At 30.0% G+C, this 20,055-nt stretch carries 15 protein-coding genes; 5 read left to right on the forward strand and 10 right to left on the reverse strand.

The window, feature by feature from the left end; translation table 11 throughout:
- Positions 1-24 precede the first annotated feature (24 nt).
- Both BCB68_RS01875 and BCB68_RS01880 read right to left on the reverse strand, forming a co-directional pair.
- Complete coding sequence (locus BCB68_RS01875) at positions 25-2,148, reverse strand: spherulation-specific family 4 protein (RefSeq protein WP_237048680.1); 2,124 nt, start codon at positions 2,146-2,148, stop codon at positions 25-27.
- Positions 2,149-2,364: 216 nt separating this feature from the next.
- Positions 2,365-3,429, reverse strand: a complete 1,065-nt coding sequence (locus BCB68_RS01880; RefSeq protein WP_094079285.1) for a zinc-binding alcohol dehydrogenase family protein — start codon at positions 3,427-3,429, stop codon at positions 2,365-2,367.
- A 168-nt stretch (positions 3,430-3,597) separates the two neighbouring features.
- Here BCB68_RS01880 and BCB68_RS01885 point away from each other — a divergent pair, with 168 nt between their 5' ends.
- The 5 genes from BCB68_RS01885 to BCB68_RS01905 all read left to right on the forward strand — a co-directional run bounded on the left by BCB68_RS01885 (position 3,598) and on the right by BCB68_RS01905 (position 7,747).
- The gene (locus tag BCB68_RS01885; RefSeq protein WP_094079286.1) at positions 3,598-4,047 is read left to right on the forward strand and encodes a MarR family transcriptional regulator; all 450 of its coding nucleotides are present in this window, start codon (positions 3,598-3,600) and stop codon (positions 4,045-4,047) included.
- 75 nt (positions 4,048-4,122) lie between these two features.
- Positions 4,123-4,869, forward strand: a complete 747-nt coding sequence (locus BCB68_RS01890) for an ABC transporter ATP-binding protein (protein ID WP_094079287.1) — start codon at positions 4,123-4,125, stop codon at positions 4,867-4,869.
- Entirely contained in the window at positions 4,862-6,379 is a 1,518-nt protein-coding gene (locus tag BCB68_RS01895) for an ABC transporter permease/substrate-binding protein (protein WP_094079288.1), read from the forward strand. The genes BCB68_RS01890 and BCB68_RS01895 overlap by 8 nt, the downstream gene beginning before the upstream one ends.
- 262 nt (positions 6,380-6,641) lie before the next feature.
- Complete coding sequence (locus BCB68_RS01900; RefSeq protein WP_094079289.1) at positions 6,642-7,304, forward strand: J domain-containing protein; 663 nt, start codon at positions 6,642-6,644, stop codon at positions 7,302-7,304.
- Positions 7,304-7,747, forward strand: a complete 444-nt coding sequence (locus BCB68_RS01905) for a hypothetical protein (RefSeq protein WP_094079290.1) — start codon at positions 7,304-7,306, stop codon at positions 7,745-7,747. Before BCB68_RS01900 ends, BCB68_RS01905 begins: the two co-directional genes overlap by 1 nt.
- A gap of 101 nt (positions 7,748-7,848) precedes the next feature.
- On the opposite strand, the gene BCB68_RS01910 is transcribed toward BCB68_RS01905, so the two are convergent.
- The 8 genes from BCB68_RS01910 to BCB68_RS01945 form a co-directional block, all read right to left on the reverse strand.
- Positions 7,849-8,661, reverse strand: a complete 813-nt coding sequence (locus BCB68_RS01910; RefSeq protein ID WP_094079291.1) for an HAD family hydrolase — start codon at positions 8,659-8,661, stop codon at positions 7,849-7,851.
- Between the two features lie 189 nt (positions 8,662-8,850).
- Positions 8,851-9,996, reverse strand: coding sequence for a 5-methyltetrahydropteroyltriglutamate--homocysteine S-methyltransferase (locus tag BCB68_RS01915; protein ID WP_094079292.1), 1,146 nt, complete (start codon positions 9,994-9,996; stop codon positions 8,851-8,853).
- Positions 9,997-10,076: 80 nt separating this feature from the next.
- On the reverse strand, positions 10,077-12,365 hold the full coding sequence (gene metE / locus BCB68_RS01920; RefSeq protein ID WP_094079293.1) for a 5-methyltetrahydropteroyltriglutamate--homocysteine S-methyltransferase: 2,289 nt from the start codon (positions 12,363-12,365) through the stop codon (positions 10,077-10,079).
- A gap of 242 nt (positions 12,366-12,607) precedes the next feature.
- The gene (locus tag BCB68_RS01925; protein ID WP_094079294.1) at positions 12,608-13,522 is read right to left on the reverse strand and encodes a LysR family transcriptional regulator; all 915 of its coding nucleotides are present in this window, start codon (positions 13,520-13,522) and stop codon (positions 12,608-12,610) included.
- Between the two features lie 92 nt (positions 13,523-13,614).
- Positions 13,615-15,561, reverse strand: a complete 1,947-nt coding sequence (locus tag BCB68_RS01930) for a DUF2207 domain-containing protein (RefSeq protein WP_094079295.1) — start codon at positions 15,559-15,561, stop codon at positions 13,615-13,617.
- 33 nt (positions 15,562-15,594) lie between these two features.
- Complete coding sequence (locus BCB68_RS01935; RefSeq protein ID WP_018499072.1) at positions 15,595-16,161, reverse strand: LemA family protein; 567 nt, start codon at positions 16,159-16,161, stop codon at positions 15,595-15,597.
- Between the two features lie 16 nt (positions 16,162-16,177).
- Entirely contained in the window at positions 16,178-17,350 is a 1,173-nt protein-coding gene (locus tag BCB68_RS01940) for a hypothetical protein (RefSeq protein ID WP_094079296.1), read from the reverse strand.
- Positions 17,334-19,925, reverse strand: coding sequence for a DUF2339 domain-containing protein (locus tag BCB68_RS01945; RefSeq protein WP_094079297.1), 2,592 nt, complete (start codon positions 19,923-19,925; stop codon positions 17,334-17,336). Before BCB68_RS01945 ends, BCB68_RS01940 begins: the two co-directional genes overlap by 17 nt.
- Between the last annotated feature and the right edge of the window lie 130 nt (positions 19,926-20,055).

The raw sequence follows: 20,055 nt of genomic DNA on the forward strand, positions 1-20,055 counted from the left end.
TTTTATTATTCTTCTCCTTTATTTTTAAAATGCAGCATTAAATCCTAATTTTACAGCACTATTTTTATTATCTTGCAATTCATAGGACAATTTTACTCCAAAGTTGTCTGCAACATTATATTTTAAACCAGCTTCCGCATTTACTCCACCTCTTGAATAAGATAACGGCGCAAGTTCATATCTTGTCAAATGTTCTCTTTCTCTGTGATAAGATTTTTTAGCAAATCTGCTTTCGTATTCTACATTCCCAAATAAATCAACTTTTCCAAGTGATGTTTCTCCGTAAATACCGACAGTTCCATTTGGCAAAGTTGTTGATGTTCCTGAAAAGTTAAGTTTGTCAATATCTCCTTCTTTAACTCTTGTAACTCCAAGACCAACATACGGTTTTATGTAACCGTTGTCAAATAAAAATTTGTAACCTAATTTTGTTGAAAAATCCAAAATTTTTGACTTAAATTCCGCATCACTTATAGCTCCAAGAGTCTTACTTGTTTCAAATCTATGCTTATTTGTCGAATAAAGTAAATTTCCAATTAAATCAATGTTGTCATTAAAATCATATTTTCCACTTAATCCAAGCTGATAAGATTTAATTTTTTCTTTTATATCTTCAAATTTTTCTTTGTAATAAACATTGGATGTGTCATATCCAAAAGTTGTTCCCAAAGTAAATTTACCAAAATCTTTTGATCCGTTAATTAAAACACCGTCGCTAACTGAATTATATTTTACATTGCTCTGTTTATCTTTGTATCTATCACCATTGTTATCCAAATATTGAATATCCAACTTATACTGACCATCTTTTGTTTTTTCAAGATTTTTTAATGTTGTATTTCTAGCCGATCTTGCTAAATCCAAATCGACTTTTGAACGTGGCATCTCAACTGTAACTTTTTCCGCCGCTTGATTTTCAGGTGAAAATAAACTTCCAGTTTTTGGAGTAAAGTTATTAACTGTCATCATCAGATCTTCAAAATATGTTGGCAAGTCATCGTAAGCATTCGGTGTCGCAGCAGTTGTAATATAAACCAGTCCTGCGTTTCTCTCACGAGATAATTTTATAATTTCTTCATATTGTTCAGGTGTCGCTGAATGAATAATATGATAAATTTTATTAGCATTTTCTGGATTATTTTCAAATTCAGAAGTTCTGTTGGCAAAATTATTTATATAATCACTCGCTGAAGTTTCATTTGTAAGCCAAATATCCGCATATGGTGCAATTGCATCATTAATTCCGGCACCAGGATTTCCTATTACAGTCATATTAGGATATTTAGTTTTGACATATTTATACAGATTTAACATATAATTTACTTCATTCTGATTACTTCCGTTCAAAGTTTCATCAAAAAATATACCAGAAATATTATTATTTCCATAAAACTCAACATATTTATCAATATCAGCATATACATCGTCAAGATTTCTTGTAAATCCTGTAGTTTCAACATAACCAACGCTCTTTATTCCAGCTTCGTTATTTTTTTGAATCTGTTTAGTAAAATTGTCATTTACTTGAGTATCAGGTCCATTATTAGGATTTATAATTGCATAAGGAATTTTTCCAGCACCATTTTTCGCAACACTTTCCCAATATGGATCTCCGTCTGATGGAGCATGATAAGTAGGCATAAGGAATGTTTGATTTTTAAGTGGTGTTTCTTCGGCTCTATGTTTTTTTGCAAAGCCGCCTTTATATTCGACATTAATTTGAATTAGATCAGGGTCTTCACTGTAATTATTTCGAAATTTTCTGCTGTTATTATTTCTTTTATAATTATAACTAGATATTTCCGAATCTTTAGAAGCAATATTTTCTAAATTTTTTGGAGAATCTATAGCAGCTTTTTCATTATAATAATTCTCTTTTTCTTGCTTTACATCAACTGTTTGATTTTTATTTTTTTTACTTTCAGCTCTTTTATTTTCAAATTCTTTTACACTAATTTTTTCAATTTCAAAATTTTTATTTTCATCGTTATTTTCAAGTTCATCTTTATTTGAGACAACATTTTCCTCTTCAGTAGCAGTAGAGATGTCATTCATTTCACTATTGCTGTTATCTATTGGTTTTCCATAACTTATTCCTGCGACTCCAGCCATAATACATGGAATTATTTTTTTTAATTGACTTTTCATCGTTGAATTCTCCTTTTCGCATAATTTTTTTATTCTAATTTTTTCTCAGTTATAAAATAACATAAATTTCGCAAAAAGTAAATAAATATTTTTAATTAACATTTTAGTTTCAAAAAATTAACTAATTTTTACTATTTTTCCTTTTTTATCTGCTACTTTAATTTTTTTTATAATTATTATTTTAATTCTTAATATAATTACATCATATTTTTCTTATTAATCCACAACTATGACAACTTTCCCATTCGCCATATTCCCTTCCAAAAATTTATGTGCATCTGCAATTTCAGCTAATGAGAAAACTTTTGAAATTTTAGGTCTGATCGAATGTTTTTCAAGAAAATCAAACATTTCATTAACTGTATCTTTATTGACATTTGTGCTGTCAAATGAAGTTAAATACGACTCTGAAATGATGTCTACCAATGGCTCAAAATCTTCAATTATCCAGCCTCCAAGACATCCTGTCATACAGACGATTCCACCTTGCTTTACTGATTTTAGTGACGATTTCAAAGTTGGTCTTCCAATTAATTCTAAAACTTTATCCACGCCATCTGGGAATAATTTTTTCAAATTTTCATCAAAATTTTCATCTCCAACAATCACTTCGTCTGCACCTTTTTCCTTCAAAAACTGCTTTTTAGATGCACTTCTGCTCGTAGCGACAACTTTTACATTGATAGCTTTTGCCAGCTGAATAGCTGCTAATGCCACCGAACCTGTTCCACCTCGAACTAAAAGTGTTTCTCCTTCCTTTAATTTCAAACTTTTAAAAAGTGAGCCATACGCTGTATAATAAAGTTCTGGATACGCTGCAATTTCTGACCAGAAAATATTTTCTTCTGTGATTTCCAAATTTTTTGAAAATCTTTCTTTTAACAATTCTTTACTTTTTAATTTGATATTTTTGAAAAAATCTTTTTCATCAGGCAATCTATAAACCTGATTTTTGGGAATCAAAATATATTCTGCATAACTTCCGTCAAATTCTCTTCCCATGCCATTCATCATCGAAAAAACTTTGTCGCCTTTTTTAAAATTGCTGTTAGACGGCTCTTCCACAATGCCGACACACTCAATCCCAATTACTCTTGGAAGTTTTACCGATGGCGAATTTCCTTGACGAGTAAAAATTTCCGCTCTATTTATTCCAAATGCCCTTATTTTCACAAGAATCCAGTCCTCTTTCACTTCTGGAATTGGTACATTTTTTATTTTCATTTCTTCAGCAGTACACGGTTTTTCAAGCACCATTGCCTTCATAAATTTTCTTTCCATAAATTTTAACTTCCTTCCTTTTGTTTTTTTATTTTTAAAACTTTTTATCATTTTTATAAAAAATATTTGACTTTTTTATTACTATATGGTAATATAAACTTACGATATAGTAATATTTTTATATAAATATATTATCATATAGTAATAATTTTGTAAAGGAGGAAATCTATGAAATCAAACTCTGGATTTTATATAGGCAGAATAAAACAAGTAAATACTAGACTTTTGAATAAATTTTTGGCGCAAAAAAATATAACGGCGTTTAATGGGGAACAAGGTCGAATCTTACATGTACTTTGGGAAAATGATGGGATCAGTAACAGAGAATTGTCGAAAAAATCTGGTCTTGCTATGAGTTCGCTTACAACGATGCTTGAGCGGATGGAAGAAAAAAATTTATTAATACGAAAATTTTGTCCGACTGATAAACGGAAAATTTTAATTTTTTTGACGGATTATGCAAAATCCTTGAAAAGTGAATATGATGAAATTTCTGATAAAATGAACGAAATCTCTTTTGAAGGAATTTCAGATGAGGAACGATTGGCTTTTGAGGCAACTTTAGAAAAAGTTTTGTATAATTTTGAGAAGGCTGAACAAAAATTTAATAAAAAATAATTTAAAATACTGAACAAAATTTGAAATTTATAAAATTTATAAAAATTTATTTGGTATTTAACTGGAGGTAAATGAATGATAGAATTTATCAATGTTGGAATGACTTATCCAAATGGGAATATTGGATTAAAAAATATAAACTTGACTATAAAGGAGTCTGAAATTACGGTTTTTATTGGACCATCTGGGAGCGGGAAAACTACGCTTTTGAAAATGATTAATCGATTGGAGGATAATACGACTGGGGAAGTGAAAATTAATGGAAAAAATGTAAAGGATTATAATATTCACAAAATGCGTTGGGATATTGGATATGCTTTGCAGCAAGTGGCACTTTTTCCGCATATGACAGTTGAAGAAAATATTGCGATTGTGCCTGAATTGAAAAAATGGAAGAAAGAAAAAATTGATGCGAGAATTAATGAATTGTTAATTATGGTTGGACTTGAACCTGAAAAATATCGAAAAAGAAATCCTTCAGAATTGTCTGGTGGAGAAGCACAAAGAGTTGGAATTGCCAGAGCTCTAGCCGCTAATCCAAAAATTATTTTGATGGATGAGCCGTTTAGTGCGTTAGATCCCATCACTCGTGCAAATTTACAGGAAGATGTGAAAAAACTTCAGAAACAAATTCACAAAACAATTGTTTTTGTAACTCACGACATTGAAGAAGCATTTTTATTGGGGGATAAAATTTGTATTATTCAAGACGGCGAGTTAGTTCAAGCTGGAACAAAACACGAAATAATCTCAAATCCTAAAAATGATTTTGTGAAAAAATTTATAGCTATTAAAAAGAAAGAAGGTGAAATTTATGAATAAATTAATTTTGACTTTTTTAGAAAAAAAAGACGAACTTTTTAGTGGAATCGTAGAACATATTCAAATTTCTTTTATCGCACTAATAATTGCTCTAATTATTGCCATTCCACTAGGAATTTATTTAAGCTATCACAAAAAATTAGCGAACATTGTTATTGCGATTAACGGCGTTATTCAAACTATACCGTCTTTAGCGATTTTAGCACTTTTAATACCAATCGTTGGAATTGGAAGAAAACCAGCGATAATCGCCTTAATACTTTATGCTCTGCTTCCAATTTTACACAATACTTACACTGGTATTACTGGCGTAGATCCAATGTATATGGTAACTTCAAGAGCTTTAGGAATGAATAAATTTCAGCAACTTACAAAAGTTCAGCTTCCCCTGGCTATGCCTGTAATAATGACAGGAGTTAGAACGGCTGCTGTTTTGATTATTGGGACTGCCACATTGGCTTCACTTGTTGGAGCTGGAGGGCTTGGAAAACTGATTTTGCTCGGTCTTGATAGAAATAATAACTACTTGATTTTGTTAGGAGCAATTCCTGCTGCTTTACTTGCGATTTTATTCGATTTCATCTTTAAGCAATTGGAAAAATTGAGTATCAAAAAAATATTAATTTTCCTAATTTTAATCACATTTGCATGTCTTTTTGGGTCAATTAGCAGTTTTAATAATACAAAAAAAGATAAATTGATAATTTCTGGAAAACTTGGTTCAGAGCCAGAAATATTGATAAATATGTATAAAATTTTGATTGAAGAAAATAGTAAACTTGACGTTGAGTTAAAACCTGGACTTGGAAAAACTTCATTCGTATTCAATGCTTTGAAAAATGGCGATATTGATATTTATCCTGAATTTTCAGGAACCGCAGTTTTCACTTTTTTGAATGAAACTCCTGTGAATAATAATGCCGAAGATGTTTTCAATCAAGCAAAAAAAGGTATGGAAACTAAATTTAAAATGGTTATGTTAAAACCTATGAAATATAACAATACTTATGCAATCGCTGTTAGCAAGAAATTTGCCAATGAAAATAATTTGAAGACGATTTCTGATTTGGTGAGAGTAAAAGATAAAATAAAAGCTGGATTTACAAGAGAATTTAATGACCGTGAAGATGGTTATCTTGGACTTAAAAAATTGTATCAGTTTGAAATTCCGAATATTAAAGAATTCGAGCCAAAACTTCGTTATGTTGCTGTTCAAAGTGGCAATATTAACTTGGTTGACGCTTATTCTACTGACCCCGAACTTGCTCAGTATAATATGGTTATTTTAAAGGATGATAAATATTTATTCCCGCCATATCAAGGTTCTCCAATGATGCGTGAGGAAACTTTGAAAAAATACCCTAAATTGAAAGAGATTTTGGAAAAATTGAGTGGCAAAATTTCAGATGAAGAAATGTCAACAATGAATTACCGTGTTTCTGTGAAAGGTGAGAGAGCGGAAGATGTTGCTAGAGAATATTTAAGAAATGCTGGAATTATTAAAAAATAGAAAATTAGTAGGTTAGTTATAAAATAAAAAAATTAGTCGGATGAAAATTCGGCTTTTTTTTATTTATTAGAAAATAAATTTGGTTTTTATTACTTTCTTTTATAAAAAAAATATAAAATATAAAAGTTGACATTTAATTTATAATTAAGTAAAATAATATTAATTCATTAAATTTTTTAGCAGCTATTGATTTCATAGCTAAATTTGTAATTAAGATGCAACATATTTATAAAATGTAAAAATCTAAAAAAGGAGATAATTAGTGAAAATTTTAATAAGAATAATACAATTTATGTTAAATGAAATTGTTGAAATTTTTAGTTCTGTTTGGATATTTTTAATGGGGATTGGATTTTATGTAATATTGCCAATTTTAACTTTTTTTGCTTTTCTTGCTCTGATTATCGGGAAAAATTGGAATGGATTTATCGGCATTTTACTTTTTACTTTTATTGCTTGTGCAGTTTTTGGGATTATCAAATTTATTCAGGTATTTTTGAATTTTATTTTAGGATTTTTTTTGAATGAAAGTGAAGAAAATAAGAGAATTTACAAAGAATATAAGCAATGGTATGAAAGCGTAAGAAATCAAGAATATGAAAGAAGAAAAAGAACTCAGGAAGAATACCAAAGACAACAACATAACAAACAAAATAACAGCAATTCACGTTTCAATTACAAAAGTACGAATGATAATGGAATTATTCAAAAATTTGAAAAATATCTTGATTTTCTGGGAATTGATAAAAATGGGGAAATTACTGATAGGATTATACACAAAGCATTTTTAAAGAAAATGAAAGTAGTTCATCCAGATAAGAATATCGGTAAGGATACTACAGCTCAGGCTCAAGAAATAAAAGCGATGGAGGACTTCTTAAAGGAACAACTTGAATATTATTTAATGCAAAAGGAGAAAAAATAATGATTTTGAAAAATTATAAATATATAAATTTAGCTTATCCAGTTAGACTACTTATTTTTCTGATTTGTATTTCCGTGCCAATTATTTTAAAATTTGAAGTATTTATTATTGGTATTTGTTTTGTAGTTTCTGTTTTTATTATTTTTGGTACTAATGCTTGTGAAAAGGCAATCCAGAAAGAACTTAATCGAAGAATGTCAAAACTTCCCGTTCCTAAAAACCAGATTTTTAAATGGATGAAAGATAGTAGTATCGGTTATGCATTTACAGATTTATCAAAAGGAACAATTTGGATTTGTAGTACACAGACAAAGTTTGAACTGCACATATATTTGATTTCAGAATTTGATATAATAGAATCTTTTGAAAAAATTCAATTTCGGAAACATTCAAATACAGTACAAGAAAATGAGCTTCGAGAGTTTACGATTTATAAATTTTAAATAATCTTAACTTTTGATCTAAATTATCTGTTAGAATTTTTATAAATGAGATTGTTGAACGAGGGGGACAATTTCCCCCTTACCATATAAAAATTGCTTTTTTATAAATCAAACAATTCTCTTAATTTTTTTGCCATCCCATCTTCAGCATTACTTTCAATAACTTCAGTATCTGAAAGTTTTTCAAGCAGCAAATAAATTGAATTTCCCATCGCAAATCCAAGCCCAGTTTCTGTTATCAATTCATAGTCATTCAATCCATCTCCAAATGAAACCGCATCTTTTAATGTAAGTCCATCTCTTTCTAGTAGCACTTCAGCCGCTTTTGCCTTATTGCAGTTTGCTGAAAAAACTTCCAAACTTCCTTCGTTCGCAAATAAAAGGCTTACATTTCCATCTCCAACCGCTTTTCTTATTTCATCTTCAAGTTTTAAAAGTTCCTCGTGATTTTCTCCAAGAAAAAATATTTTTGTAAAATCATGCCTTTTAAATTCTTCAGGAGTAATTTGCTTTGGATATCTAGTTCTATCAGGCTTTTTATTGTAAAAATATTCTTGCAAATCTTCAGTAACAAACCAATTTGGTCCAGAATATCCAGTTATAATTATATCTTTCCCAAACGACTTGTAATCAATATTCAAGACTTTATCCAAGTATTCTCGCTTCAAATTATTTGAAAAAATTTCATTCCCATTTTCATCAAAAATAACAGATCCGTGTGAAGTAATAAGCGGAACTTTCACGCCAAGTTCATCCATCGCTTCTTTCGCTCCTAAATAATTTCTTCCAGTCGCAATATAAAACTTTATTCCTTTTTTCAATAATAATTCTATTGTTTCCCTAGTAAATTCACTCACTTTATGTTCTGCATTCAAAAGTGTACCGTCCAAATCACTTACAACAGCTTTAAACATTCTATTCTCTCCTTCTTTCGTCACTAGTTATTATTTTTTTATTCTTACATTATTATAACATATTTTTTCATCAGAAAAAAGGAGGAAAAAATTTCCTCCACTCAAAACCTTATTTTTTATATTTAAAATAAAATTTAAAAATTGTAAATTATAATTATTTTATTCAGACTTCAATATTATTTATCTTTACTAATTTTTCCCCCATACTTCATCAGCAACTTCCTTAATAAATCTAAGTTTTGCCCATTGCTGTTCTTCTGTAAGGTGATTTCCCTCCTCTGTTGAAGCAAATCCACATTGTGGACTTAAATAAAGTCTATCTAGCGGAACATATTTTGAAGCCTCTTTTATACGAGCGATTACAGTTTCCTTTTCCTCCAAAGTAGGATTTTTAGAAGTTATAAGTCCCAATACAACTTTTTTATCCCCAGAAACTTTTGCAAGTGATTCAAAAGTTCCTGCTCTTTCTGTATCAAATTCCAAATAATAAGCATTTACATCTTCTTTTCCAAAAAGTTCATCCGCAATTTTGTCATATCCACCTTGCCCAAACCAAGTTGAAGCATAATTTCCACGGCAAACGTGCGTATTAATTATCAAATCTTCTGGATTATTTTGAAATACTCTATTATTTATATTTAAAAATCTCTCTGCAAATTCACGCCTGATAACTTCCTTATCCCTGTCACTTTTTTCGATAAATGAAGCAATGAAATTGTCATCCACAAGACATCCCCAAGTGCAGTCATCAATCTGCAAAGTTCTAAGCCCTTCATTATACAATTCATTTATTACCGTTTTGTAAGCATTCACAATATCATCTTCCAATCCTTTGAAATCAGGATAAACTTTAAGAAGTGCCTTGACATGCTTATCTTCCCTTACCAATTCCGCATAAAACTGTGCTGGAGCCGGTATTGTAAATCTGGCTTCCACACCTTTTTTATCCTTTACCAAATCTCGTAAAAATGTGAAATGCTTTACAAATGGATGATTTTCCCCACTAATTTTTCCAGTAACAATCGCAGTGTCATCACGAGTTACAACTCCATTAAATTCATATCCCTTATCAGCATGAATATGCCCAATTCCATTAAATCCCCAGAAAAAGTCCAAATGCCAGTAACTACGTCTAAACTCTCCATCAGTAACACTTGTATATCCTAGCTCAATTTGCTTATCCACAATTTTTTTAATTTCTTCATTCTCAATTTTCGTCAATTCTTCCCTGTCAATTTTCCCTTTTTCAAAATCATTTCTAGCTTTCTTCAATCTTTCAGGTCTTAAAAAACTTCCTACTACGTCATGTCTATGAGGCGCATTTATTGTACACATATTTATCAGCTCCTTTATTTATTATTTATTTATAAATTTATTATATTTTTTGCATTTTTTTATTTTTTTTAATAATATTTCTATAATCTACTTTTCACAATTTTTGTAGCTTCAACAAGATTTTCCAAACTCTTTACAGTTTCTGTAATTCTTCTTGTCTTTAATCCGCAATCAGGATTTACCCATAATTTTTCTTTTCCAATTTTTTTAACCATTATTTCTAAAGCTGCTACAATTTCTTCAACTGAAGGTACTCTAGGAGAATGAATATCATAAACTCCAGGACCTACCTCTGTTTCAAAGTTATTTTCTTTTAGGAAATCAAGAATTGTCAATTTTGATCTTGAAGCTTCAAATGTTATAACATCGGCATCCATATTGTCAATGTCTTTTATTATATCTTCAAATTGGCTGTAGCACATATGTGTATGAATCTGCGTATCCACTTTTACTCCGCTATGGCAAAGTCTAAATGCCTTCAATCCCCAATCAAGGTATTCTTTATGCCAATCTTCTTTTCTTAACGGTAATTTTTCCCTAAGTGCAGCTTCATCTATCTGAATTATTTTTATTCCTGCTTTTTCTAAATCCAATACTTCTTCTCGTATGGCAAGTCCAATTTGAAATGCCATTTCGCTTAATGAAATATCTTCTCTTGGGAATGACCAGTTTAATATTGTTACAGGCCCTGTAAGCATTCCTTTAACAGGCTTTTTAGTTAATTTCTGAGCATATTCAGAATATAGAACTGAAATTGGTTTTGTTCTTTTCACATCTCCAAAAATTATCGGCGGTTTTACACATCTTGTTCCATAAGACTGAACCCACGCTTTTTCTGTAAATATATATCCTGCCAGATTTTCTCCAAAAAATTCAACCATGTCATTTCTTTCATACTCTCCATGCACAAGTACATCAAGTCCAATTTTTTCCTGCAATTCAATACATTCTTTTATGAAGTTAAATACATTTTTATCATATTCTTCTTTGCTAATTTCACCTTTTCTAAATTTGCTTCTATTTAGCTTCACTTCCTTTGTTTGCGGAAAAGAACCTATTGTAGTTGTTGCAAGTAAAGGAATATTCAACTCTTCCCTTTGAATTTTCTGTCTTTTCTTTCTTGCTCCCTCTCTTACAAAATCACTATCTTTCAATTTTTTAACCGTATCTCTAACTTCCTTATCTTCCATTCCTTTTTCAGAAGTTATAATTTTTTGGTTTTTTACATAAAATTCATTTTCCTGCACTTTTTCCAGCGAATTTTTCCAAAGAACTTGACTCAATTCTCCCAACTCTTTTAATTCTGATAATTTTTCCTCAGCAAACGAGAAATGTCTTAATATATTTTCTGATAATTTTTTTTCATTTCTCAAAGTATAAGGCACATGAAGCAGTGAACAAGATGTCGTTATTACTATATTTTCAACTTTTCCTTTTAAATTATTCAATATATTTAAAACTTTTTTATAGTCACATTTCCAAATATTTTTTCCATTTACAATTCCTGCAAATAATATTTTATCTTTTGGAAATCCCTTTTCAGCTATTAATTTCTCAGTTTGTCTTCCTTCAGCAAAATCAAGACCTATCCCATCAAAATCAAGCTCTGTTATCGTCTTGTAGCAATCTCTCACATCTCCAAAATATGTTTGAAGCAATACTTTTACATCTTTCTTATTCTTCAAAATTTCTTTATAAATTTCTTCAAACAATTTTATATCTTCTTCTGTTTGATCTGTTACTAATTGCGGTTCTTCAATTTGAATCCAATCGATATTTTTTTCATTACATTTTTTCAGCAATTCCACATAAACATTTACAATATCAGTTAAATATTCTTTTTTCTCTTTATTTCCAGTTGTTTTAGCCAATTTATAAAATGTAAATGGTCCAATTACTGACGGATGAGTACTCACTCCCAATTTTTTAGCTTCCTCAAGTTCATTAAATATCTTATCTGCATTTAATTTAATCTCTGCATAATCATCTAGTTCAGGAACCATATAATGATAATTGGTATTGTACCATTTTCTCATTGAAAGAGCTTTTACATCTCCTTTTTCCCCTTGATAACCTCTCGCAATTGCAAAATATGTATTCAGTTCATTCAATCCTAAATCTTTATAATGTTTTGGAATCGCATTCAATAAAATTATTGTATCCAGTATTCCATCATAAAATGAAAATGTATTTCCAGGAATAAATGAAATTTTTTCTTCCTTCTGTTTTAACCACTGGTCTTTTCTAAGCTTTTCCGCTATTTCCAAAAGTTCATTCTCTGTAATTTCATTTCTCCAATATTTTTCTATCGCAAATTTTAATTCTCTATTTTCCCCAATTCTAGGGTATCCAATAATCGCCGTTTTCATAATTTATCTCCTTTATCTATTTGTTACACTAGTAATATTTCTAATTATTTTTGATAAAATTATTATATACAAATATATTATTTCTGTAAAATACATTTATTTTTTGGTTTGTTATAACTTTTATTTATATCAATTTTTTTTATAAAAAAAACCGTACTAAAATTTACAATTCTAATCCAGTCTTTTTCATTTCTTTTTATTTCAGTTTTTTCAATAATATCTCAAAATAATTTTTATAAATTTTACAAAATTTCCGTATATTTCAAATGCTCCTTCAAAGCCTCAACATAAACTTTCCCATAAACACTAAGTTTGGTATTTTTCTGCATTATAATTCCAACTTTCATATACTCGTCAACTTCCAGCGGTCTTGCAATAATATTTTCCCCATTTAATTCCTTACTGATTATCCCAGTACTCACAGTATATCCGTTAAGCCCGACTGCTAAATTAAACAAAGTCGCTCTATCTCTAACTTTTATATTTTTATCCCTGTCAATCGTACTAAGTATTTCTTCCGAAAAATAAAACGAATTGTAATCCCCTTGCTCAAACGATAAATATGGATATTCCTTCAAGTCTTCAAGGCTAATACTTTCCTTTTTTGCCAAAGGATGATTAAAACTGATAAAAACATGCGGCTTTGCAGTAAATAATTCAATAAATTTCAGATTATTTCTTTTTATCATTTTCTCAATCACAGTTTTATTCGCTCCCGAAGTGTACAAAATTCCAATTTCACTTTTTCTCTTGCTCACATCTTCAATAATTTCATTAGTCTGAGTTTCCCTAAGCGTAAAATCGTACTTATTTTCCCCAAACTTCTTAATCACATCCACAAAAGCATTTACTGCAAACGAATAATGCTGTGTAGACACCGAAAAATGCCTAGTTATCTTATTTCCCTTCTTATACTCTTCCTCCAATAAATCTGTCTGTTCCAAAACCTGCCTTGCATACCCCAAAAATCTATCTCCCTCAAGAGAAACAATCACTCCCTTATTTGTTCTGTTAAAAATTGATATATTCATTTCATCTTCCAATTCTTTTATAGCCTTGGTCAGTGCTGGTTGAGACACAAAAAGCTCTTTTGCAGCATCACTCAATGTCCCTTTTTCAGCGACTGTAACTACATACTTTAATTGCTGTAATGTCATTTTACCCCTTTCTTTTTTTATTAAAATAATTGATAATTACTTTAAGCCCTGTTCTGTCGCCTTAGTCCGCATAACAAAAAAAGCTGATATTTCTACCAGCTTCCTCCACCTCCCCCGCCGGAACCTCCGCCAGAGAAACCGCCTCCACTTGAGAAGCCTCCGCCGCCAAAACCACTTGAACTTCCAGAATCATTCCTCAAGGTGCTAAATCTTTCTTCTCTTATTTTACTATACGCATTATTGTATACTCTTGAAACCGTATTTGCCAAAATGAAACTATCGTATGTATTGAAATGCACTCCTTTATTTATATAAGAATATGTGCTTTCATCAAAATTATAGAGCTTTATTGTATTCTTCATAAGTTTTATCGCTTCATTTTTTACTCCAAGAGCTACTGCATACGGTAGTATCCCTTTAAAATAGGCTACTAGCTCGTCTACATCATTAAATTTCATAATTTGATTAGCTTCGGCAGTCTTTATGTACATTTTCATTCCATCCAGATATTCTTTTTTTCTCATCCCGTCAGCCGTATATCTTCCAATTACTTTGGAATAAACAGTATACATTGCCATAATTATACCAATTACAATGAAATTTAAAACTCCATATATTACTGACATAAATAATACTACTAACCACTTAACAACTTTTAAAAATGTGCTATTATTTCCATAAATATTATTGATAATTGAAAAAAATGTATTTAAAACTATTCCAAAGAAAATAGCAACCATAACTAAAGAAACTACTCCAAAAATGCTATCAGAAATACCTGCTGTTCCACTATTTGCATTTGTCGAAATTATAAAAACTATGACTATGCCAATAATAAATGCAACATTAAAAATACTGTTATCCCTGTAAACTTTCTTTTTATATTCGTTTTCAAACAATTTTAATATTTTATTTGAAGCGTTATAAAGGCTTCTTTCATTTTTAAATATGTTCCCTGTATTAGAAAGCGCATTAAAGACTATCTTTTCTTCCTCCGCTAATTCAGGCTTGCTTCTTTTACTGTCAGACAATGTATATTTTACATTTTTCCCATCACCTTTTTTGTCGTCAGCTTCAACATAACCTTTAGAAAGTAAAGAGAGCAGTCCGATTGTCAATATTTCCTTAGGTTCCCTTACACCATTGATGTACGCCGCATACATGGCTGAAATATCCTTAGGTATGTTAAATTCAGGAACAATTGCCTTTTTACCCACATCTCTTCCAAATATATACCACGTCATAAATCCATAAATTACTAGAAATATTATTATAACAGGCCCTACGGCAAGTAAAGGGTGAGCATAATAAAGTGTCTGAAGTTTATCTAAAAATGTTGGACTTATATTATCCGTCTTTAAATTTAGACGGAAACTTAATCCGTTATATGATTGTAAAACCTTGTTTGTTTTAATTTCAATAGTTCTATTATTTAAATTTTCAATATAATCTTTTCCGCTTTGGCCGTACTCACCTGTAAAAATATCTAGTTTACTAATTTCATTTTCTGTTACAGGCTTCCCATTTCCAAATTTTATATTTACTGCAGCTTTTTCAATAGGAACTTTCCAAAACTGCCCAATTGCATTAAAATATACCTGATAAATTCCATCTTTTTCAAATACTGCATTATAAATCACATAATTAAATTCGTATCTATTTACGCCATTTTCCACAAATCTGTCTGCAGAACCAACCCTATATCTAATACCTTCATCAAAAAGTTTCGTAGAATATTCTTCAGAAATACCATTTCTCTTTACTGAATTCATTTTTATATAAGATTTGTAAATATCCACGCCGTTTTTCTTTGAACGTAATGGAATATCCCTATAAATACCGTGCTTTGCAACACCGTCAAATTCATAGTCAATTACTTCATTTACTGTCAAAGTCCCATTTTTATTTATCTGAACTGTAACATCATAATTTGTTATTTTTTCAGCAATTAACGATTTTGTATTTAAAAAAAATAACATGAAAAATACAAAAATTATTGAAAAAATATTATTTAATTTTTGTTTGTTAAAACTTTTCATAACAATCCCCTTCTAAAAATCCATTTAAACAAATTAAAATTTAACTTCTGGAACTTTTTCCGCCTCTTCCACAGCATTAAAGAACTCAGCTTTTTTAAATCCAAAAATTCCACCAAAAATATTATTTGGAAAAGTTTCCACAAAAGTATTTCTGTCTCTTGCTGTTCCGTTGTAATATTTTCTTGAACTTTGAATTTCTGTTTCTATTTGAGTTAATTGGGATTGTAAGTTCAAAAAGTTTTCATTTGCCTTCAAGTCTGGATAATTTTCCTGTAACATCATTATTGATCTTAATGTTTTTGTCATTTCATTTTCAAGTTTTTGAATTTTTTCAATATTATCAATATCCTTTGTATCAATCGACATCATTTGACTTCTCAATTTTACCACATTTTCCAGCGTTTCCTTTTCATGTGTCGCATATCCTTTGACAGTATTAACAAGATTTGGTATCAAATCCAGTCTTTTTTGCAAATATACGCCTATTCCGCTCCAACCTTCCTCATTCAAATTCTTCAATTTGATATATTTATTGTAAATCCCCATTGCCATCAGAACCAAAATTACCAAAATCCCTATCAAAACAAATACAATATTCATAATTCATTCTCCTCTTCTATTTTTTATTTTTATTTATTTTATTTAACATAAATCCAATTAATATTACCACAACAGCTCCTATAAAAACATTATAATAAACCGTGTAATCCCTTGGCTTTGAAACTTTCTTTCCATCCGCCTTTTCCAATTTTCCTACAAAAACTTCATCCCGTTCCTTTATTGAATCGACAAATTCTGCAATATCGTATTCTGGCTTATCTAAACTTTCATCTCCAAAGGTTATTTTATAATCTTCCCCTTCTGTAGCCCTAAACACAATTCTGTCTGGAACATAATTTCCTGTTACCCCTTTTATTTTGAGCGGTGAATTATCTCCATTCCTTATTTCAACGATTATTTCAGACAATTTTGGCACATTTTCTAAATTAATCATCAAATTTGACTTTTCTCCAACTTTAGAAATTATCCCTTCCGCATAAAAATCATCTCCGCTTCTCACAGCAAAATTTCTCTGAAACTCATCTTCCGCATCCAGAACAATATTTTTTAACGGCAAAAACTTGCTCTTGATTTTCAAAATTGTATTTTTTCCTTCCTGCTCAACTTTATAATCCAATTTTGTCCCTACAGTTTTAAGTTTTCCAGCCTCATTATTTGACAATTTCAAAATTGCTTCACTAAAGATATTCCCTTTATCCAACGGCGTTACAATTTTATAAAATTCATATCTTTTTTCTGAAAATTCGATTGTCAAGTTTGACTTATCAGGTGTCTTATAAATTTCTCCCGAAGTTATCTGTTCCCAATTTGTACCGTTATTACTTCCAAGCAAAGTATATTCGCTGTAAAAATTTTTGGAAGAAATCAGCACAAGCCTGTTTCCAATTATATCCTTTAATGAACTATCAGAATTAAATTTCACAATAAATTCCATTTTATCCTTTTTCGTCAATACTTCATCTATTTTTGCCCTTGCTACAATTTTTTCGCTGTGCTTTTCCTGCTCTTTTCCAGTTTCGATAACATAAGGAACTTCTTTCCCATTTTTATCAATTATCCGTATATCTCCAAGATTATTTTTACTGTTCTCATAAATATCCTCTGTTAAAAAAAATTGCTTGTATGCCGACTTTCCTGTTATTTTTATAGTTTTAAAATACTGGCTGGAAAAAAGTTGAACAATTGTTATTAAAAATAAAAACAATATTATTTTATTTATTTTCTTCATCTTTCTCACCTTTTCCAAAATCCTTGTCACTCAAGCTCTCTTTCACTTCCTGCTCCAATTTCTTCAAAGCTGTCTGATAAATATAGGAAGTTCCAATCAGAATAGCCCCCATACTAAAGTAAGCAATCAACTTATAGGAATTATCAAATCGTAAGAAATCCCATAAAAAACTTTTTGCCACAAAAGATATTCCTATTCCAAGCCCAATTCTTCTAACATTTCTATTTGGCACTTTAAACCCTTTCCAAACTAAGTATCCGCATAATAGCAGTCCAACTATATCCAAAGCCAATCCAGCTCCTAAAATTAATACACCTGAATGTTCATATATCCGTAAAATAATATTTGCTACAAAAAGGAAATATATTGATTCTCCGAGTATCCACAATGGTTTTTTCTCATTTTTTTTGAAAAAGCATAAATGAATATCATTTTTAGCAACCATAAATAAATATATATTTATTAAAATTGGCAAAAAGAACGGAAATATATAACTTATTGGTACTCTTTCTTTTAATATATCCGAACTCCAACCAAAAAAATACAGGGTAAGATTAATCATATTTATGAATAACAAATAAATTATTTCAATTATTATCAAGAATTTCAAACTAAAACTATCTTGTAATTTTTTCACTTTATACGTTACTGTTCTTAAAACAAAAAGCGAAACTGATAAACTCAAAAATATATCTTCACCATAATTTATCGTTTCAAATGAAGTAACAACATCAAAAACAACTTTATTTACAAAAAATATTGAATATGCAAAAATCAGATATTTAAATATTCCATTTAAAATCCTAACTTCTGTCTTGTAACTTTTTTGTTTTATCAAAAAGTAAAGCACAAATGAAAAAGATATTATCATCAAATCTTGAATATACACAAGCAAATATGTTTCTTCCCGCACAATTAAATTACTTACCAGCGAAACTAGATAAATCGCAATCGTTCCATATCGCATTTCTCTATTTTTATATTTTCTATAAAAGAAATATAATAGTGCAGTTTCAGCACCCCATGCAACCACAACAAATTCTTCTGGCACAATTAACGGAATAATCAGGATAAAACTTCCTAATGCCACAACATAAAAGATTTTTGCAACTTTGTTGTCCTTGAGCCTGTCGCCAAAAAATCCGTAAATTATTCCGACTGTTCCAACTAATACGGCTTTTAGCCAACTTGGGGTTGTCTTGTCAAACAAGCTGTAAATCAATGAAAATTTTATAATTAGATTTAAACTTAGAAATATGTAGTCGATTATATTGCTTTGACGGTTTTCTTTCTTGTGTGAATTTAGGAAAATGAAACTGTATGCTGTTGTAAAAATTACGATGTAGAAAAATGCCGTGATCTTATCATGAACACTGTAATTTAAGTAATAAATCAGCCCCATCATATTTACTATACCCGTAACAAATCCAAAAATCTTGCTGTATATCCAGTCCTTTTTCCAAGAAACTCCAAGCACAATTCCCTGCAAAATCAAAGAATATGCCAAAACATAATAAATCTGAACATTGCTCTTATTCACCCAAATATACGCTCCGTAAGGCAAATATCCACCAATCAGCGACAATACTCCAATTATCTGGCTATCATATCGCAATGAAAGAATCACAACCAGCCCTGTCAGTATTACCGATATAAAAAGTCCCGCTATCATTGGATAAAGTTTGAGATATAACGTAGAAAGAAGCGTAGTCAAATAAAGAATACCAATTCCACCGCCAATCAGCCCAACTGCAAAATGCTTCTTATTTTTCTGATAAAATTTTTCTCCAGCAAAAAGAAAAAACATCCCAAGCAAATACGATGCCGAACTTTTTACATAATTATTTGCCAAAATTTTTGCAAACTGTGTCCGAAATACCAAAAAAACTCCCAAAAAGATTGATATTATCCCTAAAAAGTTAAATCCTTTAAGTCCAATAAGTTTTTCAAATACAAATCTTTTTTTCTCTTTTTCAAAAAGAAATTCCCCTTCTTTTAAAGCCGTTTCTTCTTTTATCTTATTATGAAACACCGAAGATTCCTCTTGAAGAAATATCTTATTTTCAAAAGTTTTCCTATTACTTTTCTCTAAAAAATCACCAATTTTCCCATCAATTTTTTTTAATTCATCTCTCAATGAATCAGCTTCATCTGAAAATTCACAAGAAAGATTTCTTTCCAGCATTTTGACTTTTCTCTTCATTTCCTCCGCATAATTAGAAAGCCTTCTAGTCACTCCACTTTCCAATTCCACATTCATCTTCTCAGCCAAAATATTCTGAAACTTATCAATCTCACCATTTCTCCTAACCTTTTTCGCTTCCTTCAATTCCTCAATGAGCACTGCATTACTATTTTTAAGCCTTCCAATTTCCTCTTCCCTAATTTTCACCTTTTCATGAAATGCCTTTAAATCTTTCGCCAGCCTTTCATTCTCTTTCAAAAGTTCCTTTTCCCTGCTTATTCCAGCCTCGTTTTTTATATTTTCAATTATTGATTCTATCTCCGAATTTAATTTCCCAATCTCCTTATACTTATTCTCAAGATTTTCCAATTCCTTTAGTTTGTCAATCATTGTAAAACCACCTCAAAAGTTTTAAAATAGAGAGTGTCCAAAATTTTGTATGAATCTCTAGACAAATCCAGTAACATAAGGATTTTTTATTTTATTTATACAAAAAATTTACACTCTCTCCAAATTTAGT

The organism is Leptotrichia sp. oral taxon 498, from assembly GCF_002240055.1.
GTDB lineage: Bacteria > Fusobacteriota > Fusobacteriia > Fusobacteriales > Leptotrichiaceae > Leptotrichia > Leptotrichia rugosa.

Bases quoted from the DNA above. Each gene is read 5' to 3' on its own strand.
- BCB68_RS01875 (WP_237048680.1), bottom strand. From the start codon at position 2,148: ATGAAAAGTCAATTAAAAAAAATAATTCCATGTATTATGGCTGGAGTC.
- BCB68_RS01880 (WP_094079285.1), bottom strand. From the start codon at position 3,429: ATGGAAAGAAAATTTATGAAGGCAATGGTGCTTGAAAAACCGTGTACT.
- BCB68_RS01885 (WP_094079286.1), top strand. From the start codon at position 3,598: ATGAAATCAAACTCTGGATTTTATATAGGCAGAATAAAACAAGTAAAT.
- BCB68_RS01890 (WP_094079287.1), top strand. From the start codon at position 4,123: ATGATAGAATTTATCAATGTTGGAATGACTTATCCAAATGGGAATATT.
- BCB68_RS01895 (WP_094079288.1), top strand. From the start codon at position 4,862: ATGAATAAATTAATTTTGACTTTTTTAGAAAAAAAAGACGAACTTTTT.
- BCB68_RS01905 (WP_094079290.1), top strand. From the start codon at position 7,304: ATGATTTTGAAAAATTATAAATATATAAATTTAGCTTATCCAGTTAGA.
- BCB68_RS01910 (WP_094079291.1), bottom strand. From the start codon at position 8,661: ATGTTTAAAGCTGTTGTAAGTGATTTGGACGGTACACTTTTGAATGCA.
- BCB68_RS01915 (WP_094079292.1), bottom strand. From the start codon at position 9,996: ATGTGTACAATAAATGCGCCTCATAGACATGACGTAGTAGGAAGTTTT.
- metE (WP_094079293.1), bottom strand. From the start codon at position 12,365: ATGAAAACGGCGATTATTGGATACCCTAGAATTGGGGAAAATAGAGAA.
- BCB68_RS01925 (WP_094079294.1), bottom strand. From the start codon at position 13,522: ATGACATTACAGCAATTAAAGTATGTAGTTACAGTCGCTGAAAAAGGG.
- BCB68_RS01930 (WP_094079295.1), bottom strand. From the start codon at position 15,561: ATGAAAAGTTTTAACAAACAAAAATTAAATAATATTTTTTCAATAATT.
- BCB68_RS01935 (WP_018499072.1), bottom strand. From the start codon at position 16,161: ATGAATATTGTATTTGTTTTGATAGGGATTTTGGTAATTTTGGTTCTG.
- BCB68_RS01940 (WP_094079296.1), bottom strand. From the start codon at position 17,350: ATGAAGAAAATAAATAAAATAATATTGTTTTTATTTTTAATAACAATT.
- BCB68_RS01945 (WP_094079297.1), bottom strand. From the start codon at position 19,925: ATGATTGACAAACTAAAGGAATTGGAAAATCTTGAGAATAAGTATAAG.